The 25,373-nt window shown below is 35.5% G+C and carries 13 protein-coding genes; all 13 read right to left on the bottom strand.

The window, feature by feature from the left end:
- Positions 1 to 61 precede the first annotated feature (61 nt).
- The 13 genes from BM289_RS16310 to BM289_RS16250 all read right to left on the bottom strand — a co-directional run bounded on the left by BM289_RS16310 (position 62) and on the right by BM289_RS16250 (position 25,369).
- Positions 62 to 2,485, bottom strand: coding sequence for a glycoside hydrolase family 2 TIM barrel-domain containing protein (locus BM289_RS16310; RefSeq protein ID WP_091495472.1), 2,424 nt, complete (start codon positions 2,483 to 2,485; stop codon positions 62 to 64).
- Positions 2,486 to 2,602: 117 nt separating this feature from the next.
- On the bottom strand, positions 2,603 to 4,186 hold the full coding sequence (locus tag BM289_RS16305; RefSeq protein WP_091495470.1) for a glycoside hydrolase: 1,584 nt from the start codon (positions 4,184 to 4,186) through the stop codon (positions 2,603 to 2,605).
- A gap of 118 nt (positions 4,187 to 4,304) precedes the next feature.
- Positions 4,305 to 5,942, bottom strand: coding sequence for a glycoside hydrolase (locus BM289_RS16300; RefSeq protein ID WP_091495468.1), 1,638 nt, complete (start codon positions 5,940 to 5,942; stop codon positions 4,305 to 4,307).
- Complete coding sequence (locus tag BM289_RS16295; RefSeq protein ID WP_091495466.1) at positions 5,942 to 7,543, bottom strand: RagB/SusD family nutrient uptake outer membrane protein; 1,602 nt, start codon at positions 7,541 to 7,543, stop codon at positions 5,942 to 5,944. The genes BM289_RS16300 and BM289_RS16295 overlap by 1 nt, the downstream gene beginning before the upstream one ends.
- A gap of 11 nt (positions 7,544 to 7,554) precedes the next feature.
- Positions 7,555 to 10,587 carry a SusC/RagA family TonB-linked outer membrane protein gene (locus tag BM289_RS16290; RefSeq protein WP_091495464.1) on the bottom strand — a complete coding sequence of 1,011 codons (3,033 nt, stop codon included), beginning with the start codon at positions 10,585 to 10,587 and terminating at the stop codon, positions 7,555 to 7,557.
- 35 nt (positions 10,588 to 10,622) lie between these two features.
- Positions 10,623 to 12,020, bottom strand: coding sequence for a hypothetical protein (locus BM289_RS16285; protein WP_091495462.1), 1,398 nt, complete (start codon positions 12,018 to 12,020; stop codon positions 10,623 to 10,625).
- 629 nt (positions 12,021 to 12,649) lie between these two features.
- Positions 12,650 to 16,669 (bottom strand): two-component regulator propeller domain-containing protein, encoded by a 4,020-nt coding sequence (locus BM289_RS16280; protein WP_091495460.1) that lies wholly within the window; start codon positions 16,667 to 16,669, stop codon positions 12,650 to 12,652.
- 357 nt (positions 16,670 to 17,026) lie between these two features.
- Positions 17,027 to 17,614, bottom strand: a complete 588-nt coding sequence (locus tag BM289_RS16275) for a LutC/YkgG family protein (protein WP_091495459.1) — start codon at positions 17,612 to 17,614, stop codon at positions 17,027 to 17,029.
- Positions 17,607 to 19,007, bottom strand: a complete 1,401-nt coding sequence (locus BM289_RS16270; RefSeq protein WP_091495457.1) for a lactate utilization protein B — start codon at positions 19,005 to 19,007, stop codon at positions 17,607 to 17,609. The genes BM289_RS16275 and BM289_RS16270 overlap by 8 nt, the downstream gene beginning before the upstream one ends.
- Positions 19,008 to 19,155: 148 nt before the next feature.
- Positions 19,156 to 19,896 carry a (Fe-S)-binding protein gene (locus BM289_RS16265; protein WP_091495455.1) on the bottom strand — a complete coding sequence of 247 codons (741 nt, stop codon included), beginning with the start codon at positions 19,894 to 19,896 and terminating at the stop codon, positions 19,156 to 19,158.
- A 95-nt stretch (positions 19,897 to 19,991) separates the two neighbouring features.
- Positions 19,992 to 21,353 carry an FGGY-family carbohydrate kinase gene (locus tag BM289_RS16260; RefSeq protein ID WP_091495454.1) on the bottom strand — a complete coding sequence of 454 codons (1,362 nt, stop codon included), beginning with the start codon at positions 21,351 to 21,353 and terminating at the stop codon, positions 19,992 to 19,994.
- 129 nt (positions 21,354 to 21,482) lie between these two features.
- Complete coding sequence (locus tag BM289_RS16255; protein ID WP_091495452.1) at positions 21,483 to 22,757, bottom strand: sugar isomerase; 1,275 nt, start codon at positions 22,755 to 22,757, stop codon at positions 21,483 to 21,485.
- Positions 22,758 to 23,227: 470 nt separating this feature from the next.
- Positions 23,228 to 25,369, bottom strand: coding sequence for a bifunctional aldolase/short-chain dehydrogenase (locus BM289_RS16250; protein ID WP_091495450.1), 2,142 nt, complete (start codon positions 25,367 to 25,369; stop codon positions 23,228 to 23,230).
- Positions 25,370 to 25,373: the final 4 nt, after the last annotated feature.

Here is a 25,373-nt window from a genome sequence, read left to right as displayed (position 1 = left end):
TTTTTTACTTTACATTAATCGTAACCTCAACTACCTATGAGATGTTCTGATGGAACATTTTTTACTTTACATTAATCGTAACCTCAACTGGTTTTAGCCATTGGCTTGTGAATTTCACTTTTATAGGTTCTGTCGAATCTCCTTTTGCCTGAATATACGCTGCAATATGACCGTGAAATACTCTTTGTACATTATCGGTATAATCGGTCATATCGCTGTTGTTTCCTGCTTCTAGTCCTAATAATGTTCCCGGACCAACAATCGTACAAGTCACTTCATTATCAGAAAGCATTACCGGAAGTCCGTTTTGGTCTTTAACCTGAACCATGATTTTAGCAACGCCTTTGTCTTTGCTGATTGTGATGTTTTTCTCTGCAATCGTTAATTCAACTGGCTGTTGTGTTGAAGTAATCGCGTAACGGCTGACTTCTTTATCGTTTTTGTCTAGGCCAACAGCTTCTAATTTTCCTGAAGCAAATGGAATATCCCAGTAAATGATTCCTGTTTTTTCGTCGTATAATTTAGTTTCACCAACTACTTTTCCGTTCAATTCTAAACGTGCTTTTGCTGCATTGGTATAACAAACCACACGGATCTTTTGTCCGTTTTCATAATTCCAAATTGCCCATGCATCTTTAGAAATATCTTTTTCATTTTCTAAGGGATAAGTTCCTAAATAAGCCATTGGTTTATCTGACCATAAGGACTGACGGAAATAACCTCTTGGTTTGATAACTCCAGCAAAATCAACTAAACCTGAGTAAAATCCTCTTGAAGGCCATCTTCCTGATTCTCCTAAATAATCGATACCAGTCCAAAGGAATTGCCCAAAAATATGTTTGTTATTTTTTACTGCTAACCAAGGTTCCATATCATGAACATTTTCACTTCCATAGATTACTCTTTTTGGATATTTAGCGTGATCTGTCTGATATTTACTTTCTGTATAATTGTATCCTGTAATGTCTAAAGCGCCTGGGTATTCTGTTTCATTAGACATGGCAACACCTGCCAAACCAGCTGTCGTCGGACGTGATTTATCATATTTTTTAACTGCAGCTACCAAACGTTTTGCGATTGCTCCAAGTCTCATGGCATCTGGCGCATCTTTTTTATAACCGCCGTAAGCCGCCTGTCCGAAGCCGTTTTTTCCTTGGTCTAAAACCGGGTGAGAATAAGGATCGTTCGGATAATCTACTTCGTTGCCAATACTCCATGCAAAAACTGAAAGATGATTTCTATCACGACGCACAAAATCTTCAAGATCTTTTTCAGCATACTCTGCAAAAATATCAAACGAACCTTCAAATCCCGGAGTTCCGTAGTTCCAGCCTTCTAACCATTTACGTTTTGGGAATTCCCATTCGTCATAAGCTTCGTTTAAAACTAATAATCCTAATTCGTCGCAAAGCTCATAAAAATCTGGTGCCTGCGGATTATGACTTGTTCTGATGGCATTTACACCAATTTCCTTCAAGGTTTGTAATCTTGTTTTCCAAACTTCTCTTGGAACTGCTGATCCTAAAACTCCTGCATCATGGTGTAAGCAAACTCCCTTCATTTTCATCCATTTTCCGTTAAGAGCAAAACCATTGTTTGGATCGAAAGTAAAGTTTCTAAAACCTGTTTGTGTTACCGTTTTATCGATTTCTTTTCCATCTTGTAAAACAGTAGTTTTCAGTTCGTATAAATTTGGATTGTCTAAATCCCATAACTGTGGGTTTTTAACATTGATTTTAGCCGAAATTTTTCCGTTTTGATTGGCTGCAACTTCAACTTTAGAAGTTGTTTTTCCAACTGATTTTCCGTCTTTTGAAAACAATTCATTTACAACGGTCAAAGCTGATTTAGATGCAGAACCATTTTCTACATCAACCTCAACATTCAATGTTCCATCTCCTTTTTTAACTTCTGGATAAGCATAAACACCCCATTGAGCAATATGAACGGGATTAGCATAAACTACCCACACATTTCTATAAATTCCTGAACCTGTGTACCATCTTGAATCAGCACTCTGACTGTGGTCAACACGAACTGAAATGGTATTTTCTCCACCAAATTTCACAAACGGCGTTGCATCATACGCAAAAGAAATATAACCATTTGGACGTTTTCCTAATGATTTCCCGTTGATGAACACTTCACTTCTGTTGTAAACGCCTTCAAAATACAAATACACTTTTTCACCTGATTTGCTCTGCGGAATATTGATTGATTTTCTGTACCAAGCAATTCCACCCGGCAGATATCCTTGACAGCTTGCCAGCGTTGGACTCAACTGCCCTTTTACGCTCCAGTCGTGTGGTACATTTACGTTCTGCCATTTAGTATCATCAAAAGCAGCATTTTTTGCATCGGAAACATCCTGAAGATTGAATTTCCAATTATCATTAATTTTCTTTGAATCTCCAAACGAAATCTGACTGCTCGCAGACAGACATGAAAAGAGCAAAACTGGGATTAAGGTTTTCTTGCTTAACACTATATTTTTATTTTTTAGTTAATTTATTTTTCTTGCATTTTTGAATTAGTTCTCAGTCGCAGTCACAGTTTTCAGTGTAGCAGCTGTATACTGCGACTGAGACTGAACACTGAAAACTTACTCAAATTCTCCCACGAACGTCACTACCGACTTCGCAGGGATTTCTAAATTATTAATTTTCTGTGAATTGGCTTTTTTTAAATTTGAGCTATCAGAAGTTACATAAGGAGTAAACTCATTATTTTTTAGAGTTCCTTTTGATAAATCTAATTTATATTTCTGAGCTTCTTTACCGCAGTTTACTGCTACAACAATCAGTTTTTTATTTTGAATGTCTTTATAAGCGGTCAGCATTACATCATTTGCTACGTCTAATTCATTTTGATTTGGAATCTCGATTCTCTGCATTCCCGGACGAACAAAAAGCGAATAATTTCCTAATGCCCAAAGCAGTTTTGAATCGTGAAATTCGCCATCATTTTTTACATAATTTGGCTCAGTTCCGCCGTTGCTTTTTCCATCATCCAGATAGATTAAACCGTCTTTGTAATCCACTCTTGTGATGGATGTCCACCATTGCCATGAAGCCGCATTGGCAACTGCAATATCATTGTGAATTAATCGCGCTACAAACAAAGCAGTCTGCATTCCTAAATCTCTTCCTCCTCCTGAACCTCCAGGGATTTCATTTTCTCCCGGATTTTCTAAAATACAATATTCAGATTGCCAATATTTTAATCCCGGTTTTTGTTTTACTTCTGCAGCGATTAATTTACGACTTAAAACCTGTCTTTCAATTGGCCAAGTTGTAAAATAACTGTGTCCAAGGATTACATTTTTTACATTCGAAAATTTAGTCACATTGGTTTTCGTTTTTCCAAAGAAAAAATCAATCTGATTATCACGATTTTCAGCATTTACATTTTCATACAAATAATCGATTTGCGCCGCTTCTGCAATCACAATCTCGGTGCTCATTTTTTTAGCTTTCAGTTTTTCCGAAAGTGATTTGGTCAAATCATAAATTTCCTGATTCGTTGCCGGCGTTCCTTCCTGACTGTTGGTATCGCCATGTTTCGGCATCCATTCCCATTGCGGTTCGTTTATTGGACTTACATAATCGAATTTGATTCCTTCTTTTTTCTCCAATCCCTGAATACTTTGAACTAAGAAATCGGCAAATTTTGGAATTGCACCATCTTTTAGATTCAGTTTATTCTTTTGAGAAGCAAAAGACAATCCGTTGTTCGTCATATGCACTGGCGGACTATTAGTAAAAATCAGGAATTTTTCTACTCCACGTTTTTTGGCTGCCTGCAAAAACCATCTTTGGCCTTCTTGTTTTGAGAAATCGTAAGTTCCGTCAGCATTTAGGAAACATTCACTTCTTCTCCACTCATCCGAAACTTTACTGTTTTCTCCTTGCTCTGCACTTCCAGCGCCTAGATTAAATCTCCAAATCGAAAGTCCGATTCCTTTTGGATTTCCGTTTGCATCGATTTCTTTACTGAACAATAAATCTGCAATGGCATTTTTTTTCTGTTCCGGCCAGTTTTTGCCTACAAACTGTGTTCTCCAGGCATCCGAACCTCCAAAACCGTCCATGGTTTGTACTACATGATCTGTGCTGATAGTAACGGTTCGCTGTGCAAAAGACAGCGAACTGATCACCAATAAAAGCAAGAGATATACTTTTCTCATTTTCTTTGTTTTTTTAACCGCAAGGGGCCCTAAATTTTACGCAATGCTCGCAAAGTTGATTTTAAACTTTGCGAACTTTGCGGTTTGTCTTTGCGACTTTGCGGTTAATTTTTTATTCTTATTTATACGTTCCTACGTAGGTTACTATAGATCTCGCTGGAATTTCAAAACCAGAAACATCAACCGCTGTTCCTTTTTTCAAACTTAATGTTTCGGAGGTAATGTAAGGCGTTAATTTGTTATCGGTTACTGTTCCTCCTGCAAGATTCAATTTATAGGCTTTCGCCGATTTACTGATGTTAACTGCAACTACAACCAGTTTTTTGTTGGCCACATCTTTATAAGCCGTAACCATGACATTATTTAATTCTGTTGTATTATCAACACTTGGAATTTGAACTCTAACCATTCCCGGTTTTATGAAGAATGAAAAGTTTCCTAATGCCCAAAGCGTTTTAGAATCTCTAATGTATCCATCATTTTTACAGTAATCTGCATTTCCAGCTCCGTTGCTTGCACCATCGTCTACGTGAATCAAACCATCTTTGTAATCTCCACGGCTGATTGCTGTCCACCATTGCCAAGAAGTTACACCTCCAACCGCAATATCAGTGCTGATAATACGAGCTGTCCAAAGTGCCAGAGACATTCCTAAATCTCTTCCTGCTCCTGCTCCACCTGGAAGTTCTGCAGTTCCTGGACTCTCTAAAACACAATATTCTGATGACCAAAGACTAACTCCACCAACTGACTGGATTCTTGATGAAGCTTCCTGTCTTGACGAAATAAGAGTGCTTAATGGCCAAGCCTGCCAGTAACTGTGTCCAGAAATCGTCTTTTTTACATTGCTTAAACCGCCAATATTTTTAGTCGAATTCGCAGCAAAGAAATAATCAATCTGGTTTGATCTGCTTTCTTTTCCTGAAACTGTTTTATATAAAGGTTCATAAGCTCCTGCTTCTCCTACTACAATTTTTGCTTCTAAATTTTTAGCCTGTAATTTTGGAGATAAAATATTTACAAAACTGTAAATATTAGTATTAGTAGCTGGCGAACCTTCCTGTCCTGAACCATCCCATTCGTATTGTGGTTCATTAAACGGACTCACATAATCGATTGTTAAGCCATGTTCTGTTTTTAATTTGTCCAAAGAGGTAACCCAGAAATCAGCTAAATCAGGCATTTTTCCATCTTTTAAATTGTAGAATTCTTTGATAGAAGCATGTGCTTTTCCGTTTTGAGTCAGATAAACCGGAGCACTGTTAGCGAATGCTAATAATTTATCTACACCACGTTCTCTAGCTGCTTTCATAAACCAAACCTGACCGGCTTGTTTTGTCATATCATACGTAACTCCGTTAGTGGTAAAACATTCTGTTCTTCTCCATTCGTCTGTAATATCACTCGCCTCTCCTTGTTCTGCACTTCCTGCTCCTAGGTTAAAACGCCATAACGATAATCCGATTCCTTTTGGATTTCCGTCAGCATCTAAACCTTGGCTGAACAATAAATCGGCTATTTTATTTTTTTTATCTGTTGGCCAGTTTTTTCCAATAAAGTTACATTGCCAAGCATCTGAAGCTCCAAAACTTTCCATTGTTTGAAGATTCATATCCAAACTTACCTTCAATTCTGTTACCGCATTTTCTGAACCTAAATTTTCAGATTTCTCAGAATCACAGCTTACAAAAAGAGAACTTGCGAAAAGTAAGCCTGCACACAGCAGACCTACTTTATTATGATTATTAAACTTCATTAGTATCCAGGGTTTTGTTTAATTACGCCTCCACTCAAATCGATTTCTAATTGTGGAATTGGCCACAATAAGTGTTTAGCAGGGTTAAAATTGATTCCTTTATCCTGAGGTTCTCTCAAGTTTGTAGTTTCGTATTGATCTGTAGAACTCAAGTTATATTTAACGAAAGTTCCGTTTGGTCCCATCAATGATTCTATAACCGGTCTTCCTGTTGTTGGATCTTTTTCACGACGAATATCGAATAAACGTAATCCTTCGAAAGCCAATTCTAAACGACGCTCTTTATAGATTTGTCTTAAAAGTGTTGGGCCAGAAATTCCTGTTTTGGGATCTAGTTTTACACGTGCTCTAATTACATTGATATCTGCTAAAGCATCTCCGCCCGTATGATAATTCGCTTCTGCTCTTGTTAAATACATTTCAGCCAAACGAATCAACGGAATGTTTAACGGCAAATGACCGTCTTTTTTATCCAATGAACGACGTGTTGCAATTGGAATATAATATTTACGGCAGATACGTCCTGATTTATTATCGTTTAAACTGAATTTATGTGTTGGATTTAAAACCTCATCTCCATAAGCCGCTTCTCCCCATTTGGTAATCGTGCTTCTACGACGGATTTCATCATTTTCAGAAAGATAGGCATTTTCTAAGTCACTTGTTGGCATACACCATCCCCAGCCGTCCAAAACATCTGCTGCGTCATTACTTGGGAAATTCTTTTTATCTTCTCCTCTGGCTCCTGATAAAGTTGGTAAAGCCGCTCCTAAATTTCTGTTTTGAACAGAAGAGGATTGCGCTTCCAAAATCGATTCCACTCCATTATGATTATTCACATTCCAGATGTTTAAGAAATCAGCTTCTAACTGAAAAGGACCTTCAGTAATCACTTTGTTCGCATAAGTTTTCGCTTCTGCCCATTTTTCTTGAAACAGCGATACACGCGCCAATAAAGCATAAGCAGCCCATTTGTTAATTCTACCATTTCTTGCAACTGGAGCACTTTCTAATTTTGCTGCTGCATCTTTAAGATCAGCTTCAATTTGTGCATATACGTCTGCTGCAGAACTTCTTTCCAAAGTTAAATCTGATGTTCCTAATGATTTTGTATATAACGGAACTCCACCAAAAAGATTCACCAATTCATAATAGCAGTAAGCACGTACAAATAAGGATTCTCCCATATATTGGTTTTTCTGAGCTTCAGTAATTGGCGAAATAGCCATTTTCTCCAAACCAATATTTGCCGATTGAATGGTGTAGTAATGAGCCGTATAAATACCATTCATATCTCCCATATTATCTGGCGTAATGATATATTGTGAACAAGGTCTGTGTGCACTGTTGTCCTGTCCTGTATTTCCCATCCAAGCGTCATCAGTAGACATTTCGTTGGTTACTCTTGGAGCTGTTAATACCCACCATTCTTTTGCTAGTAATAAACGTTGCGTTAATTCATTGGCATAGTTTTCACATTCTTGAGCCGTCTGAAAGTAATTTTCTAAAGTCTGCGTTCCTCTTTCTTCTTTTTCTATAAAGTCGCTACAAGAAGCTGAAAACAGAGAAAAAGCTATTATTGATACTATTATTTTTTTCATGATCGTTTTGATTAAAATGCAACATTAAGTCCCATCAAGATTGTTGGCTGTACTGGATAATTCCATCCTCCAAAACCTGACCCCTTTACTCTGTCTCCCTTATCAGCATCTCCTCCAGCAACTTCTGGATCAACTCCTGTGTACTTTGTCCAAGTCCATAAATTTTGTCCTGACAATGAAATTCTTAATTTATCTAATCCGAATTTGTTATTGAAAGTATATCCTAACTGTAAGTTTTTCATACGGACAAAAGAACCATCCTCAACATACAGAGACGAGAATTTGGTAAAGTTTTCATTGTTGTCATCTTTAGACAAACGCGGAACATAATTTGAAGTTCCTTCTCCATGCCAAGCCATTTGCTCTAATCCGCTAACTTTGTTCGTTAAACTAGCTCCATTATATAAATCTGAAATATTTTGGTTTACAATTTCATTTCCAATGCTTGAATAGAAATTTGCCACTAAATCAAAGTTTTTGTAAGCGAAGTTTAAATTCAGACCTACGTTGTAGTCTGCCCAAGGAGAACCTATTTTAGTTCTGTCTTTTTCATCTATTTTTCCATCTCCGTTTAAATCTTTAAAACGAACATCTCCCACTTGTGCATAAGGCTGTAATTTCGTTCCGTGCTCGTCTGTATGTGAGTTTAATTCGGTTTGGTTTTGGAACAATCCATCTGCCACATATCCGTAGAAATATCCTGGGACATCTCCTTTAACGGTCAATGTTCTGTTTCCTGATCCGTATAATCTTTCACCATCTGCAGAAAGCGTCAGCATTTCAACATTTACGGTTGTAAAAGTTACATCAAGACCATAAGAGAAATCTCCTTTTTTATCCTTATAAGAAACCAACAAATCGATACCGCTTGATTGCATAGAACCAACATTTGTCCACATCCTTGAATTATCTGGGAATCCGCTATAGGTTGGAAACTGTTTTAAGAATAACATATCATTGGTTTTCTTTTTATAATATTCTAATGAACCTGAAAGTTTGTTTTTCCAGAAGCCAAAATCCAATCCGAAACTCATATCTTCTACCGTTTCCCATTTAATATCTTTATTTGCCATTGACGAAGGAAAAGAAGTGTCAACCACTTCACCGCCAATTACGTAATATCCTTGTCCGATATTAGACTGATACACCGCATTTGGCAAACCTTGATTTCCTACTTTTCCCCATCCAGCTCTTAATCTAAGATCGCTTACTACATCTTTAGCCGATTCCATGAAACCTTCGTTTAAAATTCTCCAAGAAACCGATGCCGAAGGGAAATTCGCCCATTTGTTATTGGTCATAAATTTTGAAGAACCATCACGTCTGAATGTTCCAGTGAAATAATATTTCCCGTCGTAATTATAAGAAAAACGAGAAATATAAGACATCAATGAACTCGACCAGCTATTTCCTTTACTGTCTTTGTTTTTAGTTGCAGCATTTAATTCTCTCATCGAATCAGAATTGTTTGGAACTCCTTCACCATAACCCCAAAGATTATTTCCATTATATTCCTCCATTGTATTACCAATCATTAAAGAAGCATTATGTTTCTCTGCAAATGTTTTAGAATAGGTAATGGTATTCTGCCAGGTCCAATCTACGTTTGTAGTATTCCATTTCTGAACATTATTAATTTCTTGTTTTTCGTGCGCTGCATCGATTACAAAATCAGGCGTAAATGAATTTCTAACTTCATCACCTACCTCAACAGATGCCTGTGTACGAATCACTAATCCTTTAATTGGTTCATATTGTAAGTATCCATTGGTGTTTAAATTGTACTTATCTGTATAATCGTCATATCTATTTACTGCTGCAACCGGATTCCATACATACGAAGGAGATCTGGCATAAATGCTATATCCGTTTTCTGTACCATTTAATTGATCCGCAGGTTTGTAAATTGGCGTAATTGGATCAATTTTATCAAAATCTGCCCAGTTTCCTGGTGATCCCCAAGTTTCATAACGTGGGTTTAAAGTAATTCCTGCTTTAAATTTATCCGAAAATTTAAAATCATTCGAAATTCTCATTGTTACTCTTTCCCATCCGCCTATACCGTACATAGATTCAGAATTATAGTAATTCAGACTGATACCAAAAGTATGTTTATCAGAACCTCCTGAGATTCCTAAAGATGCATTAGTAACTGGCGTTCCTGTTCTAATTCCAGCTTTCCACCAGTCTGTTGTTTTTCCTCTGTATTGAGAAGGATTTGGCAAATAATCCGAATAACCTGAATTATTATAAGCCGTATTCATTATTCTGGCATATGTTTCTGCATCGGCCATATTGTATGGATTGTTCATAATCTGCATACCTGAGCTCAAATCGAAAGTAAATCTTGTTTTACCTTCTTTACCTTTTTTTGTGGTAATCAAAATAACCCCGTTTGAGGCACGTGAACCATAAATAGCACTTGCCGAAGCATCTTTTAAAACCTCCATAGACTCAATTTCATTATTGCTCAAGAAATTGATGCTGGTTCCCATTGGAATTCCATCAACCACATAAAGCGGATCTGTATTTAAGTTTAAAGTCGAAATACCACGAATTAAAACTCTTGGTTGTGCACCTGGCCCACCTTGTCCCGTAACCTGAACTCCTGCTACTTTTCCCTGAAGCGATTCGCTTACGTTACCAACTGTCATAGTCTGTAATTCTTTTCCTTTTACTGAAGAAATAGAACTCGTTACATCGCTCTTTTTAACCGCAGCATAACCCACTACAACTATCTCATCTAATGCCTGACTTGATTCTTCAAGGATAACATTTATTTCTGTTCTGTCACCAATTGTTTCCAATTTGGTCGTGAATCCAACAAAAGTGAATTCGATCTGTGCATTTTTATTTGGAACATTAAGAACATAATTTCCATCAAAATCTGTTGCTGCAGATGAAGAAGTTCCTTTAACAATTACGTTTACTCCTGGAATCGGCACATTGGCTTTATCCTTTACAGTACCTTTTATTTTTATTTGCCCAAAGGATACAGCAGTACACAAAAGGGCCATAAAAAAACCTATATATTTAAATTTCATATGAAGCTGTTTTATTTATTAAATGTTATAACCGACTATTTTTTGGTTATAAATACTCTTTCTAGTTCGGTATCTAAAACTACTTTGTAAACTCCTGGAGCCGCTGGGTATTTAGCATTACCATTTTCTCCCGGCGACATTGTTGCAATTCCGTTTTTAATCAATCTCCAAGATGGATCCCACCATTGACCTGTGAAAGTAGCTTCCATAGTTCCCGTTAAAGTATACTCTCCAACTAATTGATATGGATTTGAAGCATTATTAGCTAAGTGCAATCCTTTTTGTGTCCAAGCATCCCAAGTATCCCAAGTGGCTCCTTGAATTCCGCCACCGCAAACACTTACGAAAGGTTTTCGCTGCGCAGCATCATCATGCCATAAACCGTTAGCCACATCTGCCCAAACTTTACTTGAAGGCGTGTATTTTTCTGCAGTGTATTTTAAAGTATTTGGATTCACTTTAATTTTGTAGTAGCCTTTTGTTGGTAAAATAATTGCTGTAGAAGCAACATCATCAACCAATTCGCCTGACGCATTTAAACCAAAACAATGTGGTGCAAAATCGGATTCCTGACCTAAGAAGTAAATTTCTTTATTGTCTTTATCTGCGTAATATTTGAATTCAAAATCCTGACCCGTTTTCTCATGGAAATACATTGGGACACCAACTGCATCTGTTGTTAAATTAGTTCCTTTTGGCTGGTCGCATAAATAGATTGCTGGATACTCATTCGTAGCTACAATATTTATATTGATTGAACCTGTATTTGGAATCGTAAATTTATCTTTAGCCGTAATCGTTAAAACATAATTAGCAGCTGTTACAGGCAATTTATACGTTTTATTAAAAGTATAAGAATGAGGAGCACCGTCTAATTGTACGGTTTCATCAATACCCAGTTCTTCACATTTTATCTGAATATAATCAATTCCTGAATCGTCATTTACTACAAAATTTACAGGCATGTCATTACTTGTCGACAACAAAATTACGGTTCCTTCTTTTGGCGTTATCATAGAAATGCTTGGCGCTGCGAACTCTCCGTCCAAACGTAAATTGATTTCTTCGTTTACAACATTTCCTGAAACATCCGTAATGATTAATTTTATTTTGAATGCTTCTGATGTTCCTCTGTTTGCTGGAACTTCAAAAAAGTAGCTAAGATCATACGATTCTAAAAGCGGATTTGTTGAAAAACTAATTGTTTTATCCAGTGATAATTCTGGAATTTGAATCTGTATGCTTTTTAATCCTAAATCATCAGCAAGAGCTGCTTTGATTTCAAATTTTCTACTTGGCGCTCCATAAATTTCCTTTGTAGAAACTACCACCGTAGGGTTATCAGAACTAGGGAATCCTGATTCATTATTTTGACAGCCTGTTAGAAGAATGCCAAAAAGAGCAAGAAAAAATAAAAATACATTTTTTTTCATTTCTTTGATTTTAAGGTTTAGTTAGTTAGTGTTCTTTCGAAAGTGAAAGTTTGTTTAAGTCATAGGTTATTCGAATTTTGCTCTCCTTTCTTGAGGCAGAAAAGAAGTCGAAATTAATTATGTAATTGCTTGCATATTGAATAAAGTTTAATTGATTGTTCACTATTTTTTTCTCTTTTTTTACTTCTTAATTATGTTAGTCACTTTTTAAATTAACCCGCAGTTTATTGCTAAACCGCGGGTTCAAAAAGTAATGTAACCAACCATTACTTTTAGAAAATCTAAAGAGTGCTCAGCTCTTTAAACAGATAAAAAAAATTATCTTGAAACTAACATTTATAACTAACACCAATTCCGTACTAATTGATTGCTATAAGTGCAAAGAAATGTTTATTACACACTTCTAAGGAGGGGTAAAATGGAAAAAAAAGGAGGTCAAAATCGTAATTAACTATTATTCCGTGTTTATTTTTAGCAACTATTAAAAATTATATACATATTTTTAAATTATCCACAATTACTGAATAAATACTATTTTTTCAGCTAAAACGTTTAAGTTGCATAGAAGATTTTAAGCATTATCGCAAAAATCAAGCAGATAATGCAGCGTAATTTTATTGTTCTCTTAACTATTTAATGATATTTAGATCCGAATTGAAGGAACTTTTATACTTTTTGATATATTCTGAAGGAGTCATTCCAAAAAGTTTTACAAACTGTTGTCTGAAATATTTTGGATCTTCAAAACCTACTTCGGCACTTGCTTGTGCAATATTCATTTCTTCGGTCAGCATCAACATCGCAGCTCTTCGAATTCTTAGGGAACGGATGAATGCATTTAAAGTTTGTCCGGAAATGATTTTGATTTTGGTATAAAGAGTTCTGTGGCTCATTCCCATTTCGAGCGCAAAAGTTCGAATCGTAAAGTCTTTTTTATGAATGTTGGCTTCTACAATATCAATACATTTTTTGAGCATTTGCTGATATTCTACAGGAACTTTCTGCGTGTTTTCTTTTAATGTAATGCTATCTAAGAAATAAGCACGTAAATTATGCCTGTTTCGTAATAAAGATTCTACTCTTGCGGTGAGAATATCATCGTCGAATGGTTTCGTGATGTAATCATCTGCCCCTTCATTAATTCCCTGTAAATGCGTTTCAGGATTTTTCGAAGCTGTCAGTAAAATAACCGGTATATGGGATAAAGCATTATCTTCTTTAATTTTTCGGCATAATTCCAGACCGTCCATTTCTTCCATTGTAATATCACTGATTATAAGATCCGGCATGTGTTTTTTGGTCAGCTTTAGTCCTTCTTCTCCATTTTCCGCACTATACACAATATAGTTATCCGAAAACAATTTTATTAAATAAGCCCTGATTTCTGCATTATCATCAATGATTAATACCGTACGTTTTTCTGTCAACATGGTCTTTTTAAAATCACTTTCGGAAACTGAATTTATTACAGCAGGTTCTTCAATTTCATCCGGAATCAATTCATCAAACAACTGACTTCTCTGCGGTTTTTCGTCTATTATTTCAGCATCTTCAAAATGACTGTTTCCTTTTAAGAAGGTTAATTTAAAAGTACTTCCTTTGCCTGTTTCACTGCTGCAGGTTACAGATCCTTTGTGTTTGTCCACAAAATATTTCACAATATAAAGTCCGATACCAAAACCAGTTCCAACAGAAACCTTCGAATTGATTTGTTTGAATTTTTCAAAAATAACGTCGATATCTTTTTTCTCGATTCCGTCGCCACTATCTGTTATTTGAAGAAAAACTTCATCTTCATTTTCGCTTACAGTCAAATTGATTTCACCTCCAACTGGCGTGTATTTGAAAGCATTTGACATTAGATTAAATAACGAAATTTCAATCTTTTCATAATCACCGATTATGGTAATTTCATGTTCCGGCATAACGAGATTATAGCTAATCTGTTTTTCTTTTGCCTGATTGACAAAACATTGATACACTTCGTTAGAAAGATTATTAACATCGATTGGAGACAATCGCAGGGAATCGGCATCATTTTCTGCTTTTCTCAATAAAAGCAACTGATCGACCAAACTTAAAAGTCTTCTGGCATTTCGATGCGCAATAGCCAGATCGCTTCCAGAAGAACCATTTTCGATATTTTCTTTCTGAACTGCTTTTTTCAACGGATTAATAATCAGCGAAAGCGGTGTTCTGAATTCATGCGAAATATAAGTAAACATCGACGCCTGTTTTTCAGCTATCTCTTTTTCTTTTTTGCTTTCCAGTTCGGCGATTTTTACCTTATACTTTAGTTTTTCTTTATTTTTATTATAATCTAAATACAGAAATAAAATTCCGCCAATTGTTGCCAAATAAAGCGTGTAAGCCCACCATGTTCTATACCAAGGCGGTAAAACGGTTATAGAAACCAAACTCACTTCTTTGTTCCATCCTCCCTGAAAATTGGTTGTTTTAACTTTAAAAGTATATTTTCCTTCCGGCAGTCTCGAATAATTTGCTTTTCGGGTTTGTCCGACATAATTCCATTGTTCGTCCCAGCCTTCCAGAAAATAGGCATAATTTATTTTGTCTGAGTTGTTGTAATCCAGCGCAACAAATTCTAAAGACAATGTCGTTTGGTCGTATTCTAAACTAACATCTTTTATTTTATCTGAATCAATATCTACTTCTGCTTTACTTTCTTCTATCAATTGATTGTTGACGTAAAAATCAGTCAGTAAAACAGTATTCTTTTGGTTAAATCCTTTTATAGTTTCAGGATAAAAAATATTAAAACCATTAATTCCGCCAAAAAGAAATTCTCCAGAAGAAAGTTTGATTCCTGCATTAAAACTAAACTGATTGCTTTGAAGTCCATCGTTTACAGAGAAATTACGGAATGTTTTGCTCTTTTTATCGTAGCGACAAATTCCGTTGTAAGTACTCATCCACAAGTTGCCGTATTGATCTTCCAGCAGTCTTAACACCGTATTTGACGGCAAACCGTCATCAATCGTTAATCTTTTAAAAGTATTTGTTTTTCGATCAAACAATAGCAAACCACCCTCTTGTGTTCCAATCCAGAGATTTTTGTCTTTGTCTTCATAAATACATCGAATCGGATTTCCAATTGCTTTTTTAGTAACTTTTCGGGTTTCTTTTTCGATAGACAAAAGCGTGCTGTAGTTTCCAGCCCACAATCTTCCATCTGAAGTTTCCGTCATACATTGCAGATTGTCAATATTTTTGTCAAAAAGATCAAAACTGTCTGTGCTTCGGTCTAAAAGATATAACGAACCTTCATTTGTCGCACTTGCCCAGATATTGGCTTTTGAATCTTTAAATACAAACCAGATATTTTTTTCAGTCTGTTTGGTAAAAGTGTTGTAGCAGGAATAATGTTTTACAGTATTTGTTTTTTTATTGATACGATTAATACCTCCCGCCCAGGTAGAAATCCAGATATCGTTATTATCACGGATTATTCCCGTTATAAAAGGACTTGAAAGTGAAGTTCCGTAATTGGTATACGTATTATTTTTTCTGTCCCAATATTTTAATCCTGCGCCATCTGTTCCCACCAAAAGATTCTTTTTTTCATCTTCGCAAAAAGATAAAATAAAGTTATCTGCGGGCTCTTTTGCATTGTATCGGATGCTTTTAAAATACTTAGGCGTATCGCTCAGCATACTGATTCCGCCACGGAGTGAACCAAACCATTTATTACCCGATTTGTCTTCGTATAAACTCCAAACCGAATTACTCTTTGCTAATTGCTCATTATAAGGAAGCGGTTTATTATTCTGATTGATATAAAAAATACCGCATCCGTCCGTTGTTAGCCATGTTTTCCCTTTTTTATCTATCAAAATATCTGTAACACTGCATTTACTACTAAAATAATTATCAGAAACAGAGCCTGTTTTGGTATTCAATGAAAATAATCCTTCATCGGTTCCTAATAAAAGATTTCCATCAACAGAAAGTTTCATGGCTTTTACTCCAATAGAAAGCGGAAAAATGATTTTTAAATCTTTTGCTTTATAATTGTAAGTACAAACTCCAACATTTCGAACATACACCCAACATCCTGATTTTTCTTTATTTTCCTGAATGGCGATGGCATCGTAACTATTAATACTGATTCTATTTCCTAAAGCATTTAAAGAAATTGGATTTCCTATAAAAGAGCCATTTTCAAAAGCTAATAATCCCAATTTTTGGGAAGCAACAAGCACCAATTGATCTGACACAGAACGCATCTGATGAATAATATCCTGTAAAACTTTTGTTTTTTTATCCTGAGCGATATATCTAACAGTATGAAAGAAGGCTTTCTTCTTGTCGTAAATACAAATTCCGTTGGTTCCTCCTACCCAAATATTATTTTTAGAATCGCCCTCAATATTATAGATTGTATTGAATAAAAGAGATTTTTTATCGTTGATCCGATTTCTAAAGACTTTAAAATTATAGCCATCATATCGGTTTAAACCATCATAAGTTCCAAACCACATAAACCCTTCATTATCCTGGTAAATAGAGATAATTGAATTATTAGATAAACCGTCAGAGATATCAAGGAATTTGACTGGATAATCTTGTGAAAAAACCTCAGAAGAAAATCCTATAAGAAGTAGAAAATAGAGAACAAATGGTTTCAAAATGTACTTAGTTAGGGTCGAGTAATAAGTACAATTATAAGATAATTTTGCTTAGATTCCTTAAATTTTAGACCAAAAGCATATTTCTGTACTGTAGTTGCAGGATTTTATTATTAAACGTTGTTTTTAACAAATTAATTCTTGTCTTTTTTTTTTCAATTAGCATATCTCCTCGGCATTCAACCGTAGAAATTTCGTATAGGATCTTCTATTTCATCCCAATTGTTATGTTTATTACAAATGATAACCAAACGTTCCTACGGAACGCAAAACAATCTACCGACGAAATGTTCCTACGGAACATAAAAAAATAAAGAGCCTGCCTCAAAAAATGAGGCAGGCTCTTTATTTTTTTTATTAATCTAATAAAAACACAATCAGACCTCTTGCTCCGTGAGCTCCGAGAACTAAAGACTGCTCAATATCAGCGGTTTTGGATGGGCCAGCAATAAAAGTTCCGAAACCATATTCCATATTTCCAATTCTGTCATAAGCCTGCTGCATCGTTGGCAGAATGTCTTTTTTATGAACTACAATTGCTAAATATTGTGCTATGAAAGGGGCAACACGCTGTCCTAAAATATCATCGGTAACCCAAAGTCCGCTGTTTTCTGCTACTCCAAAATGTGCTTTTATAACTGCTAATTCAACATCCTGAAGTGAATGAGGATCCACTGTTTTCCAGTCCAAAGAAGCAATTTCTGAAAGTTCCGGAAGTGTTGTAATTAATCTTTTTTCTAAATTATAATTCGATTTTATATAATTGATGATTTCATTATAATTGGCAACTTCTACAGGATCACCTCCGATACCTTTTAAAACCGTTTTATAGGTTTCTAAAATATCAAATTGTTCTGAACCTAAAACTTTAAGATCAGGTAATTCTGAAACCAATTCCGGCTGATTTGCTTTTATCCTTTTTAAAATTTCGCCTTTACTACTCATTTCCTTTTTCTTTAGATTCCCTTGAATTTTTCTTGTACCATTCTCTAAATGATTCTTCCGGAACATCTGGCATTTCACGCTGATCATACCATTTGTTCATTTTATTGTTGACCATTCCGGGAATGTTCTTCATTACAAATCGTCCTGATTTTCCAGCAATATTAAAAACGGTCGGATTGGCTAAAACGGTTGCCATGGTTTTCATAGCCACTGTTTTTGCAGTTGGTGTATGTCCTTCTTTTACCAAAACCTGACGCCATTTGTATAACTGATCGTGAATATCAATTTTTACCGGACAAACGTTGGTACAAGATCCACAAAGTGTACTGGCAAAAGGCAAATCGGCATTTTTGCTCATATCTAAATTTGGCGCTAGAATTGAACCAATTGGTCCCGCAACCGCATTATGATAACTGTGTCCGCCACTTCGTCTATAAACTGGGCAAGTGTTCATACAAGCACCACAACGAATACATTTCAAAGAGTTTCTAAACTCTTCTCTTCCTAACTGTTTACTTCTCCCGTTGTCTACAATTACGATATGCATTTCTTTTCCGTCTCTTGGTTTTTTAAAATGGCTTGAAAAAGTAGTGATTGGCTGTCCTGTTGCGCTTCTTGCTAATAATCTCAGGAAAACACCTAAATGTTCCCTTTTCGGAATCAGTTTCTCAAATCCCATACAAGCGATATGAACGTCTGCTAAATGCGCACCCATATCTGCATTTCCTTCATTGGTACAAACCACAAATTCTCCTGTTTCTGCAACAGCAAAATTAACTCCTGTTAAAGCTGCTTTTCTAGTCAAAAAAGTATTTCGCAAACTTTGACGCGCAGATTCGGTTAAATACTGCGGATTAAAATTTCCTTTTTCCGTTCCCAAATGTTCATGAAAAGTTTCACTTACATCTTCTTTTTTAAGGTGAATCGCAGGAAGTACAATATGACTTGGCGGTTCTTTACGAAGCTGTACAATATATTCTCCTAAATCTGAATCTATTACTTCAATTCCTTTTTCGGCTAAATAATCATTCAAATGACATTCTTCTGTAAGCATCGATTTGGATTTTACCATTTGCTTTACATCGTGTTTTGCAAGGATCGAATGAACAATTTCGTTATGTTCTTTTGCATCGGCTGCCCAATGTACAATTACACCGTTTCTTTGAGCATTGGCTTCAAATTCTACTAAATAATCGTGAATATTAGAAAGTACATTAAATTTTATTTGAGAAGCTGTTTCACGAAGCAATTCCCAATCTGCTATTTGGTGAGCAGATCGATCTCTTTTTGCGCGGACAAACCAAAGTGTCTCATCGTGCCAATTAACACGTTCTACATCTTTATTAAACTTTGCCGCTGCTTCGCTGTGCTGTATTATTTTTTCTGATGACATTTTCTACTATTTAAAAGTCAATTTTGAAATGTTTATAATTGGTATGCTTTATTTAAACGCAAAGTTCGCAAAGATTAAAATTAACTTTGCGAACCTTGCGTAAAACTTTGCGAACTTTGCGGTTAAACTTTATACTCAACATCTGTTCTTAGTTTTCGAGTGAATTTAATATTTCTGCAATATGGATGGTTTTGATCTTGCTTTTTTGTCTTTTTAGAATTCCGTCCAAATGCATTAAGCAAGACATATCTCCACCTGTAATATAATCCACATCATGACTTTCGTGGTCTTTGATACGATCTTGTCCCATTTTTACAGAAACAGCTTCTTCGGTCACGCAAAAAGTACCTCCAAAACCACAGCATTCGTCTTTTCTGGTTAAAGCAACCAAATCAAGATCTTTTATACTGTGTAATAATTGTTCTGGTTTAGAAAAAAATGGCGCGTTTAATTCTGACATCTGCGAAAGCTTCAATCCACGCTGACCGTGACAGCTCACATGCATTCCAACTTTAAACGGAAATCTTCCGTCAATATGATCAATTTTTAAAACGTCAGTGATAAACTCGGTAAGTTCGTAAACTGTATTTCGAATTGCTGTTGCCTTTTCTTCCTGTTTTTCGTCGTGCAAATGGTCTTTTACATGCAAAACACAGCTTCCAGAAGGGCAAACGATATAATCAAAACCTGAGAAATTAGCAATGAAGTTGGCGTCACATCCTTTTGTTAAATGAGCATAACCACTGTTTGCCATTGGCTGTCCACAGCAGGTTTGTCCCATCGGAAAATGCACTTCACAACCTAATTTTTGAAGTAATTCGTAGGTAGCAATTCCTACTTTTGGGTAAAATTGGTCGACATAACAAGGTATAAAAAGTCCAATTTTCATATTGTAGTATTTAGTGTGTTGTTCATTTGGCGTATAGGGTAAAAATGTAAAAAATACGTTTCTCAGCAAATTTACAACATACAGACCGTTTTTACCTAATGTTTATAGAATTTCAAGTCAATTAAATCGTTCTGGATTGGTTTTGGATTCCAGTTTTCATGAATCGCCAATGCTGCACCCAATGCACTTGCCTGAGCCATAGAAGCTGCGTAAACTTCCACATCTGGAAAAGCCTCCGCCAATAAATTCATATAAATTGAATTTTTACTGAATCCGCCATCTACAAAAATCTTTTTTACAGGACTATTTTGAACCACCAAATTAGTAGAGAAAAACTGCTGTTCTACCAAATCCAGCATCAATTGATGATAAGCCGTTTCATAATCTTTAAACTGTGATAAATCTCTCTTTTGAAACGGACATTCTTTTAAAATATCAAAATCATATTTCTTTGGATAAAAAATCTGATAGTTCAGTGAACGTAAATTGGCTGTTATTTTTTTATCAAAATAAACCTCTTTATAAGTATCAACAGGCACTTTAAAATGTTCTGCCAATCTTTTGGTTTGTACTTCATGCTCATTTCCCGCAAACAAACGTGCAGCTTTAACGGGCTTGTTTGTGTATTGCATATAACACAAACAATCGTGCTGCAACTCTTCAAAAGTCAACGGCTTATTATTAAAAGGATTTAAAGAAATACTCCAAGTTCCAGTTGACAACAACACGAAAGGTTCTGTAAAGTTGATGGTATACGGAATTATTGCTGAAGAACTATCGTGAAGTCCCGTACCAATAGATAATCCATCTTTTGTTCTTATAACATCTTTACCATAATAAATTGGAGGTAATTTAGTGTCAATTCCCTCGCTTTTTAACCATTTATGATATTTCATTTTTTTGAAATTCCACAAATTGGTATGACAGCCAATACTGGTAATATCAGCGCAAGCTTCATTGGTCAAAAGAAAACTCAAAAACTGTGGCAAATGCAGACAGTATTTTACTTTTTGAAACAATTCAGGTTTTTCTTCTTTTAATCGGTAAATCTGCATTCCAGAATTCAGACTTCCTAAAACTGGAGAAGCTGTTTTTACAGCAAACTTTTCTTGTCCTTTGTATTTTTTATAAAAATCAGATTTTAATTCCTCTGGATAATCTTTTAGATAATTATACAGAGGAGTTAAAACTTTTCCGTTTTCGTCTACATAAACAAAACTGGCTCCGTAAGTGCTGAAATTGATGGCTTTTAAAACATAATCAGTCAATTCTTTTATTTCTTCTAATCGATCTAAAACCCATTTTTGAAGAACCACTATATCTTCGCAGGGAAAACCGTCTTCGTCTTTTGTTTCCTCCAGATTAACTGATTTTTCCCAGACAATTTTGTAATTTTCATTAAATAAAAAAACCTTTTTGTTTGTTTTACCAATATCAAAAATCGCAACTACATTCATTTTTTTAATTAGAAGTTAGGAGTTATGGGTTATTCGTTAAGAATCATTCGTTAGGTACGCTAAAAGTTCAACATTCTGTACTTAAAACTCCTAACGAATAACTCGTAACTAATAACTTAATATCTCAAATTATAATCCTGTGGCCATTGTTTTTAAACCTCTTTCTTCGATAAGATTTTGTCTCACCTGAAGAGAACGATATAATGCTACAGGATTTAAAGCTGCTCCAGAACGAAGACGAGCTTCTGCTACTAATGCACGAACATCTGTACGGAAAGCATTTTGAAGAATTTCCTGTGCTTTTACCACGTCATTTTCTTCTTGTGCTTTTTCCAATGCTTTTCTATCAACAGAAAGTGCTTGCGCATAAGCAATCATAATCGCTTCAACTGACTGCAATAAATCTTCTAAAGGATCTTTGATGTTATGAGAAGCATCAATCATCCAGCCTAAATCTTTAGCATGATTCATTCCTCTTGCATCCATTCCTTCTACTAATTCATTAAAAATCAAGAATAATTGGTATGGTTTTAATGCACCGGCAGTTAAATCATCATCTCCGTACTTTGAATCGTTAAAGTGGAAACCTCCTAATTTGTTTTCCATCAATAATAAAGAGACAATCTGTTCGATATTGGCATTTGGAAGGTGGTGACCTAAATCGACCAAAGTCTGTGCTTTGTCGCCTAACTTTTTAACATACGAATAAGACTGTCCCCAATCTGCTACTGTTGTAGAATAAAAGTTAGGTTCAGCACATTTGTATTCTAAGAATAATTTCCAGTTTGAAGGTAATGCATCATAGATTTCTTCTAAACTTTCTAATGTGTTTTGGTATGCTTTTCTGAAGTTTAATTGTCCCGGAAAATTAGAGCCATCTGCCAGCCAAACTGTTAAAGACTCAGATCCTAATTCGATTCCGTGTTTAATTACTTCAATATTGTGAGCAATTGCTTGTTTACGAACTGCTTTGTTTACGTTTTGTAAAGAACCGTATTTGTAAGTATGCTCAGCGCTTGCCTGATCTTGAAAAGTGTTAGAATTCATAGCATCAAACTTCAAACCGTGCTGTCCAGCCAATGTTTTGATTGCCCCGTAGTTTGTTGGAATATCCCAAGGAATATGAAGTGAAATTGCTCCAGAAGCATTGTTTAATTTATGAAGCAATCCAACATCTTCGATTTTTTCTTCTAATGAACGAGGTTCTCCTCCACCTGCAAAACGTCCGAAACGTGTTCCTCCTGTTCCTAAAGCCCAAGATGGAATGGCAATTTGAAAATCAATTAATTTTTGAATAATAGCTTCTGTATCATTTATTTCAGATGCTGTAAAAACTAATTTGTTTTGATGTTTTTTTAATAAATCCTCATTATGAGAATCAATATGGTTTGATGAGATCAACATAGTTATTAATATTTTTATAGAGTTTACAATATATAAATTTTATACGCTTAGTATATTTTTTTTAACATGCCTTCGAAATTTTGGACGCGGATTTTACGGCTTCGCTATAGCGAAGACGCTGATTGACGCAGATTTTATTTCCTAGTTTCACGCAAATTTTTATCTGAGATTTAAATATTAATCTGCTTAAATCTGTCTAAATCTGCGTGAAACAAAAAATCTTTTTTTTCGTGTCTTCACGGTGTGAATCCGTCTAATCCGCGTTCAATATCTTATGCATTTAAATATTTTTTGAACTTATAAATTTCACATTATCTAAACTCTGGTTGTACTTCACTTTTTTGTTAACTTTTTGTTGTTAAAGCCAATTGTTATATGCTGAAAAAATCTAACGTCCGAAAGATTCGAACGTTAGACCACAAAAAACCACTTTTGCTTAAACAAACTTATATAAAAAACCTAAACAATCTTTATCTATAAAAGCCCATGGCTACGCCACCGTCTACGTTTAAAGCGTTTCCTGTAGATTTACCGAGTAAACCTCCAACAAAAGCAAAACATGCATTGGCAATATCATCAGGCAATATGATTTCATTTAATAACGTACGTTTTGCATAGTAAGCAGGAAGTTCTTCAACTGTGATTCCGTATGCTTTTGCACGACCTTCTGCCCATCCTCCAGACCAAATGTTTGAGTCTGAAATTACAGCATCAGGATTTACTGTATTGACACGAATTTTATCAGCTCCAAGTTCTGCAGCCATTAAACGTGTTAAATGCGCCTGTGCAGCTTTAGCCGAACCATAACCTGGGTTATTTGGACCAGCCACAACAGCATTTTTAGAAACGATATTTACGATATCTCCTCCAAAACCTTGTTTACGCATTACTTCGATTCCTGCTTTAGAAACAATAAATTGTCCTTTAACCAAGATGTCGTATAATCTATCCCATTCTTCTAAAGTATGGTCAGCGATAGATTTTGAAATACTGATTCCAGCGTTATTTACCACAATATCAACACCACCAAAAGCCAAAGAAGCTTCATCTAATGCTTTTTCTGTACTTACTTCGTCTGTAACATTCAATAAAGTGCTAGAAACCGCATCTTTTCCAAATGATTTGATAAACTCAGCAGTTGCACCTTCTAAACGCTCTTCGTTAATATCATTAATTACGACACAAGCACCTTCTTGAGCGAATTTTTTAGCGATAGCTTTACCAATTCCGCCCGCAGAACCAGTGATAAGAGCTACCCTTCCAGACAATGCTTTTGGTTTTGGCATACGCTGTAATTTAGCTTCTTCTAACAACCAATATTCAATATCAAAAGCTTCTTGGTGTGGTAATGAAGTATATTCAGAAACCGCTTCAGCACCTTTCATTACGTTTACCGCATTGATATAATATTCAGATGCCAAACGAGCCATTGTTTTATCTTTAGCAAAAGTGAACATACCAACTCCCGGATATAAGATTACAACTGGGTTTGGATCACGCATCGCCGGTGAATTTGATTTTTTACATGCATTATAATAGTCTTTATACATTGCACGATACCCCTCGAATGCAGGAGTTAATTTTGCTTTAACAGCATCAACATCCGATAAATCTTCGTTTGGATCTAATTCTAAAACTAAAGGACTGATTTTAGTTCTTAAGAAGTGATCTGGACAAGATGTTCCTAATGGAGCTAATTTTGTTAAATCATTAGAGTTGATGAATTCCAAAACTCTTGCGTCGTCTGTATAATGCCCAATCATTTGACGCTCTGACGAACAGAAACCTCTTAAGATTGGAGCTACTTTTGCTGCTTTTAATTTACGATCTGCTTCAGGAAGACTTTCAATTTTTTTTCCTCCGAAAACTGGACGTTTTTTTCCGTAGTTGCTTTCTAAGTATTCAGCACATTTCTCTATTACTTCCAGTGTATTGATATAACTTTCGTATGCAGTATCTCCCCAGGTAAATAAACCATGAGAACCTAACATAATACCACGTAATTGTTTACCGTTTTTAGCGGCTTCTTCTAAACAAGCTCTCAACTGAAGGCCAAGGTCAAAACCTGGACGCTGCCAGCCTACCCAGCCAATTTCTCCGTTAAATAATTCTTCTGTGATTTTCTTTCCATCTTTTGCTGCCGCAATAGCAATTGCTGCATCTGGATGCAAGTGATCAATATGTTTGAACGGAAGAAAACCATGTAAAGGCGTATCGATTGAAGGCGCTTTTGAAGCTAAATCAAAAATACAGTGGTTAAACAATTCTACCATTTCATCTTCAAACTCAATACCTCTGTAAACATTTTCAAGATTACGAAGTCTATCCAAATACAAAGCTGCACAACCCGATTTTGTTAATGTTCCAATATCACCACCAGAACCTTTAATCCACATTACTTCAGAAGATTCTCCAGTCAAAGGATCTTTGTCTGTAATTTTCACAGAAGTATTTCCACCTCCATAATTAGTCAGTCTTAAATCAGCTCCTAGTAAATTAGAACGATAAATAAAAAGCGCTACTTCATCACCTGCAAGTTCTGCAGCTTTAGCATCATCCCAAAGGTAGCTTACATGCTTAAAATTTGTATTAATTGTTTTTGTATTTGACATATAC

The sequence above is a fragment of the Flavobacterium phragmitis genome (genome assembly GCF_900112575.1).
GTDB classification, from domain to species: Bacteria; Bacteroidota; Bacteroidia; order Flavobacteriales; family Flavobacteriaceae; genus Flavobacterium; species Flavobacterium phragmitis.
This window is presented reverse-complemented; position numbering and strand designations above follow the sequence as displayed.